The sequence below is a fragment of the Flexivirga meconopsidis genome (assembly GCF_026162425.1).
GTDB classification, from domain to species: Bacteria; Actinomycetota; Actinomycetes; order Actinomycetales; family Dermatophilaceae; genus Flexivirga; species Flexivirga meconopsidis.
In genome coordinates, this window is record NZ_JAOBQJ010000003.1 from 589,310 (window position 1) to 605,564 (window position 16,255).

Here is a 16,255-nt window from a genome sequence, read left to right on the forward strand (position 1 = left end):
CCGGAGCGAGGCTCACGGCGCGGTGAGGCGGCGGAACGTGCTGCCATGGAAGACCAGCGGTTCGGAACGGTCGGCCACCCCGAGGTCCAGCACCCGCAACACGACGATGTCGTGGTCACCAGCCCGAATCACGTTGTCGATGCAGGTTTCCAGCCAGGCGCTCGCGCCTTCCACGAAGACCGCGCCCTGCGGCGAGCTGCGCCATACGATGTCACGGAAGCGGTCGGGTGCGCGTGCGCTCAGGGCTCGTCCCTCCCGCTGCTGGTCGACTGCCAGCACACTCACGCCCAGATGCGGCCGGTCGCGCAATAGCGGCCAGGTCGACGAGGTGTGCGCGACGCACACCGACGCCAATGCAGGCTCGAGCGAGACCGACGTGAACGAACTCGCCGCGAGGCCGCGGGGGTCGTCGCCGACCATTGCGGCGACGGCCGTGACACCGCTCGGGTATGCCGCGAAAACCTTTCGCAGCCGGACGGTTTCGATGGTCGAGTCAGTGGTGACGGTCATCGCTGCTGCCATTCCTTCGCGAGTAGTTGGAAGGACCGCACCCGGTCCTGATGGTCGTGGGTGATCGTGGTGACCAGCAGCTCATCGGCCCCGGTCGCGCGCTGCAGGGCATCGAGGCGGTCGGCGACGTGGGCGGCGGTACCGACGAACTGGGTGGCGAGCCGGTCGGCGACCAGAGCGTCGTCGGCATCGGTCCACGGCAGGGCTCGGGCTTCGTCAGGAGTCGGGAACGGAATCGCGCCGGATGCGTTGCGGATGCTACGAACCCAGGGTGCGTAACCCGCCGCCAGCTCTCGCGCGGTTGCCTCGTCCTCGGCGACCACGACGTCGGCGGAGACGATCACCTGCGGCTCGGCGAGGGCGCTGCTCGGCTCGAACGCCGCGCGGTAGGCCGCAACGGCGTCGAGCACCTTGGCCGGCGCGACGTGGTAGTTGGCCCCGAAGGGCAGCCCGTGGCGGCCGGCGAGCCTCGCGCTCTCTCCTCCGCTGCTGCCGTGGATCCAGATCTGGAGTCCGCCTCCCTCGCCCGGGACCACCTGGGCGTGCTCGCCGTTCGGGTGGTCGTAGGTGCCGTTCAACAGCGACAGCAGGTCCGCGACCTGATCGGCATACGGCTGTGGCGAGGCGCCGGGTAGCAACAGCAGATCCCGCTGCAGTGCGACGCGGGCAGACCCGGCGAGGCGGGCGAAGTCGAACGGCGGCGGGAGCACCAAACCCTCTGCCGTGGTGCGCGTTTCGGCGGGAGCGCGCGGCGCGTCACCGGGTGGGGGTGCTCCACCTGAGCGCCCGAGGCCCAGGTCGATGCGCCCGGGATGAAGTGCGTCGACCAGCGCGAACTCCTCGAGCACCGACAACGCGGTTCGGTGTCCCATCTGCACAGCGGCGGCGCCCAGTCGAATGTTGGACGTGGCTGTCGCCGCGAGCGCGATCACGACCGCGGGCGAGGTGCCTGCAACGCCTGGATTGAGGTGATGCTCGGCGAACCAGTAGCGCTGGTAACCGAATTCCTCCGCGCGCTGCGCCAGGTCGATGCTGTTGCGCAGCGCGGCGCCGGCGTTCGAACCGCTCGACACCGGCACCAGGTCGAGCACCGACAAGGGCACCCTGCTCACGAGGCAGCCTGCCGATCGGCTGCCGACGCCTGAGGTCGCAGACCGAGGTTGTCGCGCAGGGTGCCTCCCTCGTAGTCGGTGCGGAAGACGCCACGCTCCTGCAGCAGCGGAACTACTTGATCGACAAACGAGTCCAGCCCGCCCGGCGTGATGTGCGGCACGAGGATGAACCCGTCGCTCGCATCGCGCTGGACGAAGTCGTTCAACTGCTCGGCGATGGTCGCCGCCGAGCCGATGAAACTCTGTCGTGCGGTCACCTCGATGATGAGCTCCCGGATCGACAGGTCACTGGCGGCCGCACGCTCGCGCCATTCGGCGGCGGTCCGCAGCACGTCCTCGTGCCGACGCACGCTCGCGCGTCCGCGCGAGACGGTGTTCTCGCCGGGCAGCGGGTCGATCTCGGGCAGTGGCCCATCCGGGTCGTATGCCGAAAGATCGCGATTCCACAGTTGTTCCAGGAAGTTGATGGCCGTCGCGCCGCTGACCTGCTGGCGACGCACCTCCTGCGCGATCTCGTGTGCGTCGGCGTCCGAGTCGCCGAGCACGAAGGTGGCCGCCGGCAGGATGAGCAGGTCATCCCGGGTGCGGCTGTGGGTGGCGAGGCGCCGCTTGACATCCGCGTAGAACGCTTGGCCGGCTTCGAGCGTGCTGTGTCTGCTGAAGATGGCGTCGGCCCGCGCGGCGGCGAACTCGCGGCCCTCGTCGGAGTCACCGGCTTGAAAGATGACCGGCCGACCTTGCGGGGAGCGGGGAACGTTGAACTGGCCTGATATGTCGAAGTGTTCGTCGCGGTGGGTATATGACCCGACGTCCGGCCGGCCGACGAAACGGCCGGTCGCCTTGTCCGCGACGAAGTCCTCGGCATCCCAAGTGTCCCAAAGCTCCGTCGCGGTCTGCAGGAATGCCTTGGCGCGCTCGTAGCGATCTTCTTGCCGCAGGTAGCCGCCGCGCCGGAAGTTCTCGCCGGTGAAGGCATCCCAGGACGTCACGACGTTCCACGCCGCACGACCGTCCGAGAGGTGATCGAGTGTCGCGAACTGTCGGGCGACCTCGTAAGGCTCGTTGAAGGTCGAGTTGATGGTGCCGGTCAGGCCGAGGTGATCCGTGACGGCCGCGAGAGCGGCGAGCACTGAGAAGGTGTCTGGCCGGCCGACCACGTCGAGGTCGTAAATTCTTCCGCGTTGCTCGCGCAGGCGAAGACCTTCGGCGAGAAACAGGAAGTCGAACTTGCCGCGCTCCGCCGTGCGGGCGAAGTGGCGGAAGGACTCGAACTCGATGTGACTGCCGGCCGCCGGGTCACTCCAGACCGTCGTGTTGTTGACGCCCGGAAAGTGCGCTGCAAGGTGAATCTGCTTACTGGGTTTCGACATTCGCATGCTCCCTCAGGCGATGGCGTAACGACTGGCCGGGCGGTCGAGCCCGAAGTGGCCGCGCAGGGTGTCGGATGTGTAGTGCGGGCGAAAGACGCCTAGTCGCTGGAGCGTCGGCACCAGGCGCTGGGTGATCTGGATGAGGTCGTGGGGCAGCGTGGCCGGGCGTAGACGGAAACCGTCGATCCCGGCCTCCTGCCAGGTGAGCAGCTGGTCGGCGAGCTGCTCGGCGGAGCCAACGAAGGTTGCGGCGTCGCTGACCAATTCCGTGCCGTGCCAGTCGTCGAGAAGGTCCTTGCGAGCTTGCGCGGCCGGCGCGGTGTCGTCGAGAAAGACCGTCACGTCGGCAAGAACCGAGATGCCCTCGGGGTCACGTTCGGCGTCGACCGCGGCGCTGCGTATGACGGAGACGGCAGAACGCGCGTCCCCCTCGTCGGTTGGTGTGACCAGGCCGAGGTCAGCCGTGCGCCCGATCAGCTCCAACCCATCCCGCTGATGGCCAAGGACGGCGATCAGCGGCTGCCCCTGCGGCGGCCGCGGCGTGATCGAAGGCCCACGTACGGTGAAGTGGTCGCCCTCGAAATCGATGTAGTGCAAACGATTTCGGTCGACGAAGCGCCCGGACTCGATGTCTCGGATCTCGGCGTCGTCTTCCCAGCTGTCCCAGAGCCGGCGCAACACCTCGACATAGTCGGCCACCTCGCCGAACAGCTCTCGGATCACCTCGTCAGTGGGTACAGCACGCCCGCCGATGTCATCGACGAGTTGCGGTGCGGGTCGACGGCCGATGTTGGCAAACTCCTCGGGGCTAGCGCTGGTGCGTACCCGGACGCCTGCGCGGCCGGTGCTGACATAGTCGAGCGTTGCCGTCGCCTTGGAGACGTGGAACGGCTCGGTGAGCGGGGCCACGACCGTCGGTAGCAAGCCGATGTGAGCGGTGACCGGCGCCACCCGGGCGGCCAGGAGCTCGGCGTCGAGGCGTCCTGTCACCAGGTCGGTGCGGTGTGACGGGCGGACATGATGGTCGGTTGTCGCCGCCAGCCCGTCCTCGAAGGCGACGAAGTCGAGCAGCCCGCGCTCGGCCTCTTGCACCAGGTCGGTCCAGTAGCGGGCGCTGAACACCTGTTGCGGTCGTGCGTCCGATGCGCGCCATGCGGCGGGGTGCCAGCCGGCGCCGTCGAGGGCGACTGCGAGGTGGAGTGGATAACTGTCTGGCATCGACATCGCTTCCTTCACGGGGTGCGGAGTCGCGTCGTCCTTGTCGCCGAAAATATCTGGCAAAAATGACGATTCGCGCTTGCGACATCGGGTGACGTCGCCGGGTCATCACCTGGAGCACCCCACCGCGGTGGAGGGTTGCCGGACGACCAGCCAGGGCTTCGCGTCGTCTCTCGTGACCCGTGCCGACCGTAGACCAGGATGGTCGATCTGTCGAATGTCTACGCGATCGGTAGGGATTGCGCGCGGGTCAGCGCGGTAGCCACGCGTCCTCGATCTCGTTGAGTCGGCGGACCTTCGCAGGGAAGTTTCCGGAGAGCAGCTGCTGCAGACTCACCGTGTCGAGGACGGAGCGAAGGCTCGATCGCACTGCGACCCACAGATCAGGCAAATGCGTTGCCACACCGTCGTATTCGGTCTCGTGCGGGCGTAATCCGCGCACCTCGGCGAGCGGTCCGTCGACCGCGCGAATGATCTCTCCCAGATAGATCTGGGCGGGCGGTCGGCGGAGCAGATACCCGCCGGAGCAGCCGCGACGGGTCTCGACCAGTCCGGCCCGCCGCAGTTGCCCGAGGATCGACTCGAGGAATTTTCGGGGCAGCTCCTGCTCGGCCGCGATGTTCTCGACCTTGGCGAGTTCGGGGTAGTGGGAGGCGAGTTCGAGGGCGGCACGGATCGCGTAATCGCTGCGAGCGGAGATCTGCACGCTGCCGCTCCTTCCTTGGTGCCGGTGAGCAGGCGTAGCCACCCACGATAGCGGCCCGGGGTGCACCGAATGTCCACCATGTGAGTAGGGAATAGCGAAATCTTGTGTAAAACAAAACAACTGGTTATGTTCGGCGCAGGTGACGAGAGGCAGTGCCAAGCCCTGGCTTGCTGTCCGGCAACCCTCCGCCGCGGTGGGGTGCTCCAGGTGACCACCAGATGTGCCCGGCCTGGGCGCATAAGCGCGAGAGAGAGGGAGAACCATGCCCCTGTTGACTGCCGCGACGCCGTCGGTGCGACGGCGAGAGGTGGCCGCCCCGGCGGACGACCTCGGGCAGGCCGCCCTGGTCGGACGGCGCCGACCGCTCCAGTGGGTGGTCGCGATAGCCGGCGTCGTCGTGTTGGCAATGCTGGTCAATACGCTGCTGACCAACCCACGCTTTGAGTGGCAGGTTGTCGGCGACTACCTGTTCAGCAACGCGATCCTGCGCGGGCTGGTGCTGACCCTGTGGCTCACTGCTGCGGTCATGGTCAGTGGCTACCTGCTCGGGATCGCCGTCGCGGCGTTACGGCTGTCCGACAACGCCGTGCTCCGCTCGGTCAGTTTCGGCTTCGTCTGGTTCGTGCGGTCGGTTCCGCCGCTGGTGCAGTTGCTGTTCTGGTTCGAGCTCGCCTCGCTCTATCCCAGGCTCTCACTCGGCATCCCGTTCGGCCCCGAGTTCGTCTCGGTGCAGACTGCGCATCTGCTGTCGGCGGTCGCCGCGGCATACGTTGCCCTCACGATCGACGTCGCCGCGTTCGCGTCCGAGATCATCCGCGGCGGCATCCTGTCAGTCGACCGCGGACAAACCGAGGCGGCCGACTCTCTCGGCCTGTCCCGGGCGCGCACCTTTCGACGTGTCGTGCTTCCCCAGGCGATGCCGGCGATCATCCCGGCGTCCGGCAATCTCCTCATCGGCATGTTGAAGGCGACCTCACTGGTCAGTGTGATCGCGGTGCAGGACCTGCTCGGCGCCACGGAATTGATCTACAACGACAACTTCAAGGTGATCCCCCTGTTGATCGTGGCGACCCTCTGGTATCTGCTGTTGACCAGCCTGCTGTCGGTGCTGCAGTTCGGCCTGGAGCGGCGTTTTTCCCGCGGCACCCGCCGCGCGGACCGGCCCTCCCTTCCTGCCGTATGGCGCAGCAACCTGCCCGTCTTCCCGCACCGTCGACCGAGAGCGGGGCGGTGAGGCGATGGCTGGAAGCGTGCGAATCCGCAACCTGCACAAGAGTTTTGCCGGGCAGGAGGTGCTACATGGGATCGATCTGGACTTCGCTGCGGGAAGTGTGACGGTGATCCTCGGGCCATCTGGTTCAGGCAAGTCGACCTTGTTGCGATGCATCAACCACCTGGAGTCACCGGACGCCGGATACGTCGAGGTCGGCGACGAGATCGTCGGCTACCGCCGTGACGGGCACCGACTGCGCGAGCGTTCGCCTCGAGAGGTCGCGCGGCAGCGCAGCCGCATCGGCATGGTCTTCCAGCAGTTCAATCTCTTCGGCCATCAGACGGCCGCGCAGAACATCATGGAAGGGCAGCTCGCGTCCGGGGTGCCGTCCGACCAAGCCCGCAAGCGCGCCAGCGAGCTGCTTGCTCGCGTCGGTCTTGCCGGTCGCGAAAACGCTTATCCCAGTGCGCTTTCCGGTGGACAACAACAGCGCGTCGCGATCGCTCGTGCGCTTGCGACCGATCCCGATCTCATCCTGTTCGACGAACCCACGAGCGCCCTGGACCCGGAGTTGGTGGGCGAGGTGCTCGCGGTCATTCGCGATCTGGCCGACAGCGGCATCACCCTCGTCATCGTCACGCACGAGATCGGCTTCGCCCGTGAGGTGGCCGACAAGGTCATCTTCGTGGACCACGGCCGCGTCGTCGAGTCTGGTTCGCCGGCCGCCGTGCTCGACCACACCGAGAACGACCGCGCCCGGACCTTTCTGTCTGCGGTGCTGTAAATCCCGAGAGGACAAATCTTCATGCCTACCAGTTCATTTCGTCATGCCCTAGGGGCGGCCGTGGCCGCCACGGCGACCATCCTGCTCGCCGGCTGTGGCAGTAGTGCGAGTTCACCCGGTGCCGCGGGGGGCGGAGGCGGCGCAACAGCGGTCCCCGCGGCAGATGTGACGTCCAAGGTCAGCGTCGACAGCGCCGCCCGCGCGCTGCTGCCGAAGCAGGTGCAGCAGAGCAATCAACTGACCTTGGGTGCGACCCAGGTGACCGGAACGTCGAGCCTGCCGCACGCCGGAATCGAGGACGGCAAGCAGGTCGGTCTCGATCTCGACATCCGGGCGGCAGTCGCCAGGAAGCTCGGCATCGCGTGGAAGGTCGAGACCGGCACGTTCCAGACGATCGTGCCGGGTGTCCAGAACGGCAAATATCAAGTAGGACAAGGCAATTTCGGAGTCACCAAGGACCGACTCAAGGTCGTCGATTTCGCCACGTATCTGCGTGACGGGCAGGCTTTCGTCGGCAGAGAGGGCCTTTCGGTGAAGAAGGTACGCACTCTGCAGGACGTCTGCGGGCTGAAGATCGCGACCTCGCCCGGCACCACCTTCCAGAAGCTGCTGCAGAGCGAACAGGCGAAGTGCGCAGCGGCCGGCAAGAAGCCCTACACCGTGCAGTACTTCGCCGACACGGCACCGATCTACCTCGGTCTGCAGAACGGCAAGATCGACGCCTACTTCGGACCCACGCTCAGCCTGAAGGTACTCACCACGAAGATCCGTGGCACGACCTTCCTCGGCGAGGTGACGCAGACCCCGGTCGGCTTCGTCACTGCGAAGAAGTCGCCGATCGCGACCGCGATCATCGCCGCGGTGAACGACCTGATCAAGGACGGTACCTACCAGCGCATTTTCGACAAATGGCAGGTCGGTTCGTCCGTCATCGACCGGTCCGAACTCAACCCGGCACCCACCTTCTAGAAGGGTTTCCATGATGACGATTCATCACCAGGCAACGACGTCCACCGACGCTCTGCAGGACGAATGGGACGCGTGGCACAACGCACACGAGGAGAGGCGGGCGGACCGCCACGGTTTTCTCGCAGTCACCGGGTTGCATTTCCTCGACGAGGAAGCTCGCAGCTTCCCGGACGCTCCGGGGGAGTGGACCAGCACCGCGGACGGGGTGGTGGTCGAGCTCGGTCCGGGGGAAGCGCTCGAGGTGGGCGGTCGCCAGGTAACTGGTCGGCACTCCTTCGGGGTGATCCCTGAACGTGCCGGTGTCACAGCGTATTTCGGCGACATTGCCGTCGAGGTCGCCAAGCGGGGCGGTTATGACATCGTGCGTCCCCGTCACCCTGACAACCCGTTGCGCACGGCGTACCACGGCACCGCAGCGTTCCCGGTGCGGGCCAGTTGGCAGATCGACGCACAGTTCACGCCGTATGACGAGCCGCGGCCGATCCGCGTCGACGCCGCGGTCGACGGACTCGAGCACGTCTATGACGCGCCCGGTGAGATCACCTTCGAGCGCGGCGGTTCGCGCTTCTCCCTGGTTGCCTTCCCGGGGCACGCGGACGGCGAACTGTTGGTGCTTTTCAGCGATGCGACATCCGGCGTCACCACGCATCCGTCGGTGAGATCGCTCACCGTCATACCTGATAAGACCGGTGCGGTACTCCTCGATTTCAATCGGGCAACGAACTTGCCTTGTGCCTACACGCAATTCGCCACCTGCCCGCTGCCACCGCCGGCGAACAAGCTGCCGCTCGCGGTGACCGCGGGGGAGCGGGTGCCGCAGTGAAGTTGCTTGCGATCACGCTCATCGTGCATGCGCCTGACCCGCTCGACGAGTCAGCGGTGACCACCCGCGAACGGTTCGCTCAGGTGGTGCGATCGGCGGAGCTGGCCGAGTCGCTCGGATTCGACGGATTCGGCGTCGGCGAGCGGCACGAGCGACCATTCATCTCGTCGGCGCCCACCGTGATCCTGTCCCACCTTGCGGCGCGCACCCGGCGGATCCGGCTCTTCACTGCGGTGACCACGCTGAGCCTGCTCGATCCGGTCCGGGCATACGAGGACTACGCGACCCTTGACCACCTATCCGATGGCCGCCTTGAGCTGATCATCGGCAAGGGCAACGGCACCGCGCAGCGGGACCTTTTCGGAGTGAGCGCGGAGGATCAGTGGGAGCGCAACTGCGAGTCGTACGAAGTGTTCCGGGCGTTGTGGCGTGACCAGCCGGTGACTGCGCAGACGAGGTTCCGTCCACCGCTGCGGGACGCCGAGGCGTGGCCGCGACCCCTGCAGCAGCCGATCCGGATCTGGCACGGCAGCGCGACCAGCAAGGAGTCGGTCGACCTCGCGGCCCGCTATGGCGACCCGCTCTTCTCGGCGAACGTCACCAATCCGATCGAGCCGTATGCCGAGCTGGTCGACCACTACCGCGAACGCTGGGAGCACTACGGGCATGACCCGGCGCGGCTCACTATCGGCGCCGGATCCGCCGGCTTGTCGGTCGCGCCCAGATCGCAGGATGCCCGCGCCGCCTTCGAGCCCGCGTTTGCGGCATACCTCGCCATGCAACGGCGGATCGGCGTGGACCCGGTCTTCCCGACTCTCGATGACTATGTGCGACGCAGCTCCGCGCTTGTGGGCAGCCCGGCAGAGATCGTCGACAAGGTCGGTCGTTACCAGGCGCGCCTCGGGCATTCAGTGCTGCACGTCGCGGCCGAGGGGCAGGGCGTGCCCGAGGACGCACATCGACGAAGCCTGGAGTTGTTCGCCTCCGAGGTGGCACCGGCGCTGCGCCGACTACCCGACCCGCCGTCCTGGGCCGGGGTCAGCGCAGACCCGCGTGCGGCCGTGTGTGAGAGTCATGACACCGACGCCGAGCAGCGCGAGGAGCGCGCGGCTCTGCTCGGATCCGAGTGAGTTCTCCCGAAAGGTGAAGTGCACATGCCAGAGAAGGTCACCGACGTCCTCTACACCACCGCGGCCACCGCCAAGGGCGGCCGTGAAGGCACCGTCAAGAGCGCGGACGGCGTCATCGATCTGCCGCTCGGCAAGCCGGGCAGCACGTCCAACCCGAAGGCAAACCCGGAAACCCTTTTCGCGGCAGGCTATTCGGCGTGCTTCTCCGGGGCACTCAACGCGGTTGCCGGCCGGGAGGGCCTCGACACCAGCGAGTCCACCGTGACCGCGGACGTGAGCTTCGGCAAGACCGACTCCGGCTTCGGCCTCGGTGTCACGCTCACCGCGAAGATCCCCGGGGTCGACGCCGCCAAGGCGCAGGACCTGGCCGAGCAGGCGCACCAGATGTGCCCCTACTCCAAGGCGACCCGCGGCAACATCGAGGTCACCGTCGTCGGCGAACCCGCCTGACGCAGGTCACGACGCGAACACCTGATCCCCGACAGCGATCTCACCCTCGCCGTCGGGGATCAGGTGGTGACAGAACCACGTCTTGCCGTCCCAGCGCCGGTGCCTGGACAACGTGCGGATCGGCTCCTTGCCCTTGGCCAGCGTCACCGGATCGATCAACGTCATCACGCAGCGGTCAACAGACTTGGCGGCGCGCAGCGTCACCGAGCCGAGTTGCACACTCTGCCAATGGTCTTCGGCGAATGGCTCGCCCCCGTCGATGACGACGTTGGGCCGGAAGCGGTCGACCGGGAGCGCATCGCCACCGGCCTGCGCAATCCACTCGTTGAGCTGGCGAAGGGAAGCCAACGAACAGACGGTCAGCGGGTAGCCGTCCTGCAGCCGTGCGTGATCCCCGGCCCGGGAGAACGCGGGGTTCAGCGATCGGCGCATCGGGTCGTCGCACCACACCAGCCGCAGCCCCGGGACGCTGAGCGCCCGCTGCAGCCACGCGTCCGCGTCGCCGCCGGCGGGTATGACGTCCATCGGCGGCCGGGTGAACATCCGGACCGAGACGTGCGGCCCGGCCGGCCGTGCCACGCTCAGCGGCTCGACACCGGGTGCGCGCAGCACGAGTGGGTCCTCGGGCGCCGGCCCGGGCGCATCCGCCGCAATCGTGAACAACGCCGGCAGCTCGCGTGCGCTGACCGTCGCGCCGTCGGCGTCGACGACCATCCACTCCCGGTCGCCGTGCAGGCCGGCGCGGCTCAGGTAACTGCTCGAAACCTCGCGGATTGCAGTGCTTTTCACCGGGTGCACCCGCAGCGAGACGATCTTCATCAGAGCTTCTTCGTGGTGCCGGGCAGCACGCCTGCGTCGATGACCCGCTTCACCAGCGGCCGGGTGTCCGCGATCAGGCCCTCGCCGTCGTCGACCGACGACCAGATGCCAGCGGCAGCGTCGTCGGTTGCCTGCTCGAGCGCGTCGTAGAACGCCACGCCGTCAGCGGTGTAGCGCTCGGCGTCGCGCTCCAGCAGACCCCGGGCTCGCAGCGTCTCCACGGCCGCGGCCCACTCCTCGTCGGACCAGCCGCGGCTGCCCTGTGCCATCTCCCGACCGAGGGTCGACTTCTTCACGGCGGCGTCTGGGTGCTGCGCCTCATGGAAGACCAGCGCCTCGGCCGGCGTGAGTCCCGACTGCACCAGCACCGCGATGTGGCCGTCCCCGCGCCACTCGCGTAGCAGGGACGCCGCGTGCCAGAGCTGCAGCTGCGGCTCGTCCGGCCACGGCAGCGCGGCCCAGGCCGCGGCGAGCGGGCGGCCGACGGTCGGGAGCGCCTGCGCGATCGGACGCCAGCGGGCCACCAACGACGTCGCCGCCGCCTCGTCCGGTCCGAAGATGTCGCTCAGCGTGCGCGCGACCGACTGCTCGCGGGCGGCCATCACCTCGTCGAGCCCGCGTGCCTTGGCCGCGTCCCATGCCGGCTCGACGATCGCCCCGTTGAAGTTGAAGAACGTCGAGGTCAGCACTCGTGCGGGCACCTCGCCGAGCGGGCCGCCGCGTGCGCCGACGTAGTAGGCGGTCCACCGCAGCCCGAGCTTCTGCTGCGTCTCGCGGGCGTACGGGTTGAAGTAGGCGAGCAGGTGGAGCGGCTCCAGCGTGCGGTAGGTCTGGCGGGCGAGCCCGCGAGCGGCTTCGTCGTGGGCGAGCGGCAGCGTCATACGCCCTGAGGTTAATCGTCCTGTCCGTCGCGGCGCCGAGCAGTCGCTCCCGGCGGCAGGTTGCGGCGGTCCTCGCGCACGAGTATGTCGGGCAGCCCCGAGTCCGGCAGCCGCACCTGATCGTCGTCGGCGGGGTCCATCGACGCGCGCATCAGGACCAGTTCGTCAGCGGCCAGGCGGGGGAGCGTGCGTTGCTTGAAGTAGTCCGGGGAGATCAGCCACCAGAGGACCATCACCACGACGCCCAGCAGCAGCGCCGCCACGCCGACGAAGGCGACCGCGCCGATGCCGAAGATCGTCACGTTGTTGCCCTTGTCGTCGGTGAGCCAGTCGGGCAGCGCGTACTGCTGCACGGCATAGCAGAACGCGCCGAGCAGGATCAGGCCGCCGAGGAAGGGGATGACGCCCTGCATCACGAAATTGCGCACCGATGAAGTCAATTGGCGCCGGTAGAACCACACGCAGGCAAACCCGGTGAGGCCGTAGTAGAAGGCGATCATCAGCCCGATCGAGCCGATCAACGCGTTGAGTAGGTTGGTGCTGATCAGGGTGAAGATCAAGTAGAAGAGGATCGAGGCGACGCCCATCGCGATGGTCGACACCGACGGGGTGAGGAAGCGCGGGTGGATGCGCGCGAAGCCGGACGGGAAGGCCTTGTATGCCGCCATCGACAAGGACGTCCGCGCCGTCGGCAACACGGTCGTCTGGGTCGAGGCCGACGCCGAGGTCAGAATCGACAATGACAGCAACAACATTCCTGCCTTGCCGATGAAGCTGTCCCCGAACAGGTCGGGGCTGATCGCGGAGAAGACGTCCTCGGCATTCGCCGGGTTGCCCAGCCCGACGCCCTCCTTGCCGACTCCGGCGAAGGCGACCGTGGCGACGGTTACCACGGCATACGTGGCGAGCAGCAGGAGAGTGGAGATCACCGCGGCTCGGCCCGGCGTGGATTCGGGGTTCTCGGTCTCCTCGTTGATCGACACCGCACTGTCCCAGCCCCAGTAGATGAAGACCGCGGTCAGCAGCGCGGGTGCGATGACGTCCCCGAAGCTGAGCCCGCCGGGCCAGAACCACGACCATTGCGGATGCAGCGAGTAGGTCTCGGCATTGCCGGAGTAGACCTTGATCAGCGCGACCGTCGCGAACATCAGCAGGGTCAGCACTTCAATCGACAGCAATGCGTACTGAATTCGCGCGCTGACCTCGATGCCGCGATAGCAGATGTAGGTCATCACCGCGATCCAGATGATCCCCGCGACCGTCGACCAGAAGGTGTTGCTGTCCAGCGAGTTGTGGATGCCGAGGTCATTGGCGAAGGTGAAGGAGTAGGCACCGGCGATCTGCGCGAGGTTGGCCATCACGATCACGTCGGCGGCGATGATGCCCCAGCCAGTCAGCCAGCCGGTGATCGGGCCGAATGCGCGCGACGCCCAGGTGAAGGACGTGCCGCAGTCCGGCTCGGCCTTGTTGAGCTCGGAGTAGGCGACCGCGATGAAGTACATCGGGACGAAGGCCAGCAGGATGATCGCCGGCGCCTTCACCCCGGCCAGCAGCGCGCCGCTGGAGGCCACGACGAAGCCGAGGCTCGCGGCGAGACTGTATGCCGGCGCGGTCGACGCGACGCCGACCACCACGCTGGAAACGAGCCCGATCGCGCCCTTCTTCAGGCCCTTGCCGCTCGCGGCTTCGGGATAGCCGAGCGGCGAACGCTGGTCGGTGTCGGTCATGCGGACTCCTCTCCACGGGCCCGCGGGTGACGTGACCTACCTCACCATTCGGGCCGCGTTGCAGCGTACGCGCGACTCGTGCAGATGTGGAGAGAAAACGAAGAATTCCGTGCCAATATCCAGCATGCGGACCGGTGAATCGTGGAGATTGCCCGGAAAACGTCCGAAAATCGTTGTCGCTTGGCTGTCAGGCGACGGTCACCGCACCGAGTGCATTCACCGCGGACGCCGAACCCTCCCGCAGGTGGTAGGTCGCGCCGACGATGCCGAGCCGCCCCTCCTGCACCGCGTCGTGGATCATGATCGACCGCTCGGTGAGCAAGCCGGTGGTCGCGCGCACGTGCTCGGCCTCGAACTCCTCGGGCGTGGTCAGGCCGCGCCCGCGCCCGCTGATCACGCTCGGCATCACCCGCTCGACGATGTCGCGCACGAAACCGCCTGGCATGTCACCGCTCTGCGCCGAGTCGAGCGTCGCCTTGATCGCACCGCACGAGTCGTGGCCCAGCACCACGATGAGCGGCACACCGAGCACGCCGACGCCGAATTCGATCGAGCCGAGCACTGCGTTGTCGATGATGTGCCCCGCCGTACGCACCACGAAGAGGTCACCCAGCCCCTGGTCGAAGATGATCTCCGAGGCCACCCGGCTGTCCCCGCAGCCGAAGAGGATCGCCTTGGGCTTCTGGCCGGCCTCCAGCAGGTGCCGGCGGGCGATGTCCTGGTTGGGGTGTCGGACGTCGTCGGTGACGAATCTGTTGTTGCCCGCGACGAGTTCGTCCCATGCCTGCTGCGGAGTCGGCTCCGCGGTGTTGCTCACAGTCCCGGCCGGGTCGAGATGGTGAACGCCGCCGGCTTGGCGGTCGCGGCGAAGAAGTCGTCGCCCTTGTCGTCCACGACGATGAACGCCGGGAAGTCCTCGACCTCGATCTTCCAGATCGCCTCCATGCCGAGCTCGGGGTACTCCAGCACCTCGACGTGCTTGATGCAGTCCTGCGCCAGCCGCGCCGCAGGGCCGCCGATCGAGCCGAGGTAGAAGCCGCCGTGCGCCTTGCACGCATCGGTGACCTGCTTGCTGCGGTTGCCCTTGGCGAGCATCACCATCGACCCTCCGGCGGCCTGGAACTGCGCGACGTAGGAGTCCATCCGCCCGGCCGTCGTCGGACCGAACGACCCGGATGCGTAGCCGTCGGGTGTCTTGGCCGGCCCGGCGTAGTAGACCGCGTGCTGCTTCAGGTAGTCGGGCATCTCCTCGCCGGCATCGAGGCGTTCCTTGATCTTCGCGTGTGCGATGTCGCGTGCGACGACGAGTGGCCCGGTGAGCGAAAGCCGAGTCTTGACAGGGTGTTTGGTCAGCTCGGCGCGGATCTCGTCCATCGGCCTGTTGAGGTCGATCTCCACGACGTCACCACCTTCGAGGTCCTCGTGCGTCGTATCGGGCAGGAAACGGGCCGGGTCGGTCTCCAGCTGCTCGATGAAGACGCCCTCCGGGGTGATCTTGCCCAGGCACTGCCGGTCGGCCGAGCAGCTGACCGCTATCGCGACCGGCAGGGACGCGCCGTGCCGGGGCAGCCGCACCACGCGCACGTCGTGGCAGAAGTACTTGCCGCCGAACTGCGCGCCGATGCCGAAATTGCGGGTCAGCTCCAGCACCTGCTCCTCGAGCTCGACGTCGCGGAAGCCGTGTGCAGTCGCGGCATCGCCGGAGGTCGGCAACTCGTCGAGGTATTTGGCACTGGCGTATTTGGCTGTCTTCAGGGCGAATTCAGCACTCGTGCCACCGATCACGATCGCCAGGTGGTATGGCGGGCAGGCCGCGGTCCCGAGGCCGCGCAGCTTCTCGTCGAGGAACTTCATCATCGACTCGGGGTTCAGGATCGCCTTGGTCTCCTGGAAGAGGAACGACTTGTTGGCCGAGCCGCCACCCTTGGCCATGAAGAGGAACTTGTAGGTGTTCTCGTGACCCGGCGCGGTGTCGGCATACAACTCGATCTGCGCAGGCAGGTTGGAGCCGGTGTTCTTCTCCTCCCAGGTGGTCACCGGCGCCATCTGCGAGTAGCGCAGGTTGAGCCGGGTGTAGGCGTCATACACGCCGCGGGCGATCGACTCCTCGTCCGGGGCAGCCCCGTTGACCAACACCTGGGAACCCTTCTTGCCCATGACGATCGCGGTGCCGGTGTCCTGGCACATCGGCAGCACGCCGGCCGCGGCGATGCCGGCGTTCTTGAGCAGGTCGAGCGCGACGAACTTGTCGTTGTTGCTCGCCTGGTCGTCGTCGAGGATCTTGCGCAGGAACGCCAGGTGCGCCGGCCGCAGGTAGTGCGCGATGTCGTGCATCGCGGTGTCGGTGAGCAGGCGCAGCGCCTCGGGGTCGATCTCCAGGAACGACCGGCCGCCGGGGCCGCTCGCGGTGCGCACGCCGGTGTCGCTCAACTTGCGGTAGGTGGTGGTGTCGTCGCCGAGCGGCAACAGGTCTTCGTAGGCGAACTCGGCCATGGCGGCGGGCTACTCCTTGCGGGTGAGAGGGGGATTTCAGCGTAATGCCG

16 protein-coding genes and 2 riboswitches are annotated in these 16,255 nt (G+C 67.2%); of the genes, 6 read left to right on the forward strand and 10 right to left on the reverse strand.

The annotated features are described in order from the left end of the window. Nucleotides 1–12: 12 nt before the first annotated feature. The 5 genes from N2M23_RS12610 to N2M23_RS12630 all read right to left on the reverse strand — a co-directional run bounded on the left by N2M23_RS12610 (nt 13) and on the right by N2M23_RS12630 (nt 4,916). Entirely contained in the window at nt 13–510 is a 498-nt protein-coding gene (locus N2M23_RS12610; RefSeq protein ID WP_265445975.1) for a flavin reductase family protein, read from the reverse strand. Beyond that, nucleotides 507–1,622, reverse strand: a complete 1,116-nt coding sequence (locus tag N2M23_RS12615; RefSeq protein ID WP_265445976.1) for an LLM class flavin-dependent oxidoreductase — start codon at nt 1,620–1,622, stop codon at nt 507–509. Before N2M23_RS12615 ends, N2M23_RS12610 begins: the two co-directional genes overlap by 4 nt. After that, nucleotides 1,619–2,992, reverse strand: coding sequence for an NtaA/DmoA family FMN-dependent monooxygenase (locus N2M23_RS12620; protein ID WP_265445977.1), 1,374 nt, complete (start codon nt 2,990–2,992; stop codon nt 1,619–1,621). Before N2M23_RS12620 ends, N2M23_RS12615 begins: the two co-directional genes overlap by 4 nt. A gap of 12 nt (nt 2,993–3,004) precedes the next feature. Further along, nucleotides 3,005–4,210 (reverse strand): LLM class flavin-dependent oxidoreductase, encoded by a 1,206-nt coding sequence (locus N2M23_RS12625; protein ID WP_265445979.1) that lies wholly within the window; start codon nt 4,208–4,210, stop codon nt 3,005–3,007. 70 nt (nt 4,211–4,280) lie between these two features. Continuing rightward, nucleotides 4,281–4,391: riboswitch (SAM riboswitch) on the reverse strand. 69 nt (nt 4,392–4,460) lie between these two features. Beyond that, nucleotides 4,461–4,916 carry an RrF2 family transcriptional regulator gene (locus tag N2M23_RS12630; protein ID WP_171153511.1) on the reverse strand — a complete coding sequence of 152 codons (456 nt, stop codon included), beginning with the start codon at nt 4,914–4,916 and terminating at the stop codon, nt 4,461–4,463. A 138-nt stretch (nt 4,917–5,054) separates the two neighbouring features. Then, nucleotides 5,055–5,166: riboswitch (SAM riboswitch) on the forward strand. A gap of 12 nt (nt 5,167–5,178) precedes the next feature. Here N2M23_RS12630 and N2M23_RS12635 point away from each other — a divergent pair. The 6 genes from N2M23_RS12635 to N2M23_RS12660 are packed head-to-tail and all read left to right on the forward strand — an operon-like array spanning nt 5,179 to nt 10,285. After that, nucleotides 5,179–6,150 (forward strand): amino acid ABC transporter permease, encoded by a 972-nt coding sequence (locus N2M23_RS12635; RefSeq protein ID WP_265445981.1) that lies wholly within the window; start codon nt 5,179–5,181, stop codon nt 6,148–6,150. A gap of 4 nt (nt 6,151–6,154) precedes the next feature. Continuing rightward, nucleotides 6,155–6,913 (forward strand): amino acid ABC transporter ATP-binding protein, encoded by a 759-nt coding sequence (locus tag N2M23_RS12640; RefSeq protein WP_265445982.1) that lies wholly within the window; start codon nt 6,155–6,157, stop codon nt 6,911–6,913. 21 nt (nt 6,914–6,934) lie between these two features. Next, nucleotides 6,935–7,882, forward strand: coding sequence for a transporter substrate-binding domain-containing protein (locus N2M23_RS12645; RefSeq protein ID WP_265445984.1), 948 nt, complete (start codon nt 6,935–6,937; stop codon nt 7,880–7,882). 13 nt (nt 7,883–7,895) lie between these two features. Next, nucleotides 7,896–8,705 (forward strand): DUF1684 domain-containing protein, encoded by an 810-nt coding sequence (locus tag N2M23_RS12650; RefSeq protein ID WP_265445985.1) that lies wholly within the window; start codon nt 7,896–7,898, stop codon nt 8,703–8,705. Continuing rightward, the gene (locus tag N2M23_RS12655) at nt 8,702–9,835 is read left to right on the forward strand and encodes an LLM class flavin-dependent oxidoreductase (protein ID WP_265445986.1); all 1,134 of its coding nucleotides are present in this window, start codon (nt 8,702–8,704) and stop codon (nt 9,833–9,835) included. The genes N2M23_RS12650 and N2M23_RS12655 overlap by 4 nt, the downstream gene beginning before the upstream one ends. A 24-nt stretch (nt 9,836–9,859) precedes the next feature. After that, nucleotides 9,860–10,285: an organic hydroperoxide resistance protein gene (locus N2M23_RS12660; protein WP_265445988.1), complete on the forward strand. Its 426-nt coding sequence runs from the start codon at nt 9,860–9,862 to the stop codon at nt 10,283–10,285. Between the two features lie 6 nt (nt 10,286–10,291). Here N2M23_RS12660 and N2M23_RS12665 read toward each other — a convergent pair whose 3' ends face one another. From N2M23_RS12665 to N2M23_RS12685, 5 genes are all read right to left on the reverse strand, one after another. Then, on the reverse strand, nt 10,292–11,104 hold the full coding sequence (locus N2M23_RS12665) for an MOSC domain-containing protein (RefSeq protein WP_265445989.1): 813 nt from the start codon (nt 11,102–11,104) through the stop codon (nt 10,292–10,294). Then, a complete protein-coding gene (locus N2M23_RS12670; protein ID WP_265445990.1) occupies nt 11,104–11,985 on the reverse strand; it encodes an SCO6745 family protein in 882 nt (293 codons plus the stop codon). The genes N2M23_RS12665 and N2M23_RS12670 overlap by 1 nt, the downstream gene beginning before the upstream one ends. Before the next feature lie 11 nt (nt 11,986–11,996). Beyond that, the gene (locus tag N2M23_RS12675; RefSeq protein ID WP_265445991.1) at nt 11,997–13,712 is read right to left on the reverse strand and encodes an APC family permease; all 1,716 of its coding nucleotides are present in this window, start codon (nt 13,710–13,712) and stop codon (nt 11,997–11,999) included. Nucleotides 13,713–13,899: 187 nt separating this feature from the next. Further along, entirely contained in the window at nt 13,900–14,529 is a 630-nt protein-coding gene (locus tag N2M23_RS12680) for a carbonic anhydrase (RefSeq protein ID WP_265445992.1), read from the reverse strand. After that, complete coding sequence (locus N2M23_RS12685; protein ID WP_265445993.1) at nt 14,526–16,205, reverse strand: fumarate hydratase; 1,680 nt, start codon at nt 16,203–16,205, stop codon at nt 14,526–14,528. The genes N2M23_RS12680 and N2M23_RS12685 overlap by 4 nt, the downstream gene beginning before the upstream one ends. Nucleotides 16,206–16,255: the final 50 nt, after the last annotated feature.

Bases quoted from the DNA above. Each gene is read 5' to 3' on its own strand.
- N2M23_RS12635 (WP_265445981.1), top strand. From the start codon at position 5,179: ATGCCCCTGTTGACTGCCGCGACGCCGTCGGTGCGACGGCGAGAGGTG.
- N2M23_RS12670 (WP_265445990.1), bottom strand. From the start codon at position 11,985: ATGACGCTGCCGCTCGCCCACGACGAAGCCGCTCGCGGGCTCGCCCGC.
- N2M23_RS12640 (WP_265445982.1), top strand. From the start codon at position 6,155: ATGGCTGGAAGCGTGCGAATCCGCAACCTGCACAAGAGTTTTGCCGGG.
- N2M23_RS12620 (WP_265445977.1), bottom strand. From the start codon at position 2,992: ATGTCGAAACCCAGTAAGCAGATTCACCTTGCAGCGCACTTTCCGGGC.
- N2M23_RS12610 (WP_265445975.1), bottom strand. From the start codon at position 510: ATGACCGTCACCACTGACTCGACCATCGAAACCGTCCGGCTGCGAAAG.
- N2M23_RS12675 (WP_265445991.1), bottom strand. From the start codon at position 13,712: ATGACCGACACCGACCAGCGTTCGCCGCTCGGCTATCCCGAAGCCGCG.
- N2M23_RS12685 (WP_265445993.1), bottom strand. From the start codon at position 16,205: ATGGCCGAGTTCGCCTACGAAGACCTGTTGCCGCTCGGCGACGACACC.
- N2M23_RS12660 (WP_265445988.1), top strand. From the start codon at position 9,860: ATGCCAGAGAAGGTCACCGACGTCCTCTACACCACCGCGGCCACCGCC.
- N2M23_RS12650 (WP_265445985.1), top strand. From the start codon at position 7,896: ATGACGATTCATCACCAGGCAACGACGTCCACCGACGCTCTGCAGGAC.
- N2M23_RS12665 (WP_265445989.1), bottom strand. From the start codon at position 11,104: ATGAAGATCGTCTCGCTGCGGGTGCACCCGGTGAAAAGCACTGCAATC.
- N2M23_RS12625 (WP_265445979.1), bottom strand. From the start codon at position 4,210: ATGCCAGACAGTTATCCACTCCACCTCGCAGTCGCCCTCGACGGCGCC.
- N2M23_RS12645 (WP_265445984.1), top strand. From the start codon at position 6,935: ATGCCTACCAGTTCATTTCGTCATGCCCTAGGGGCGGCCGTGGCCGCC.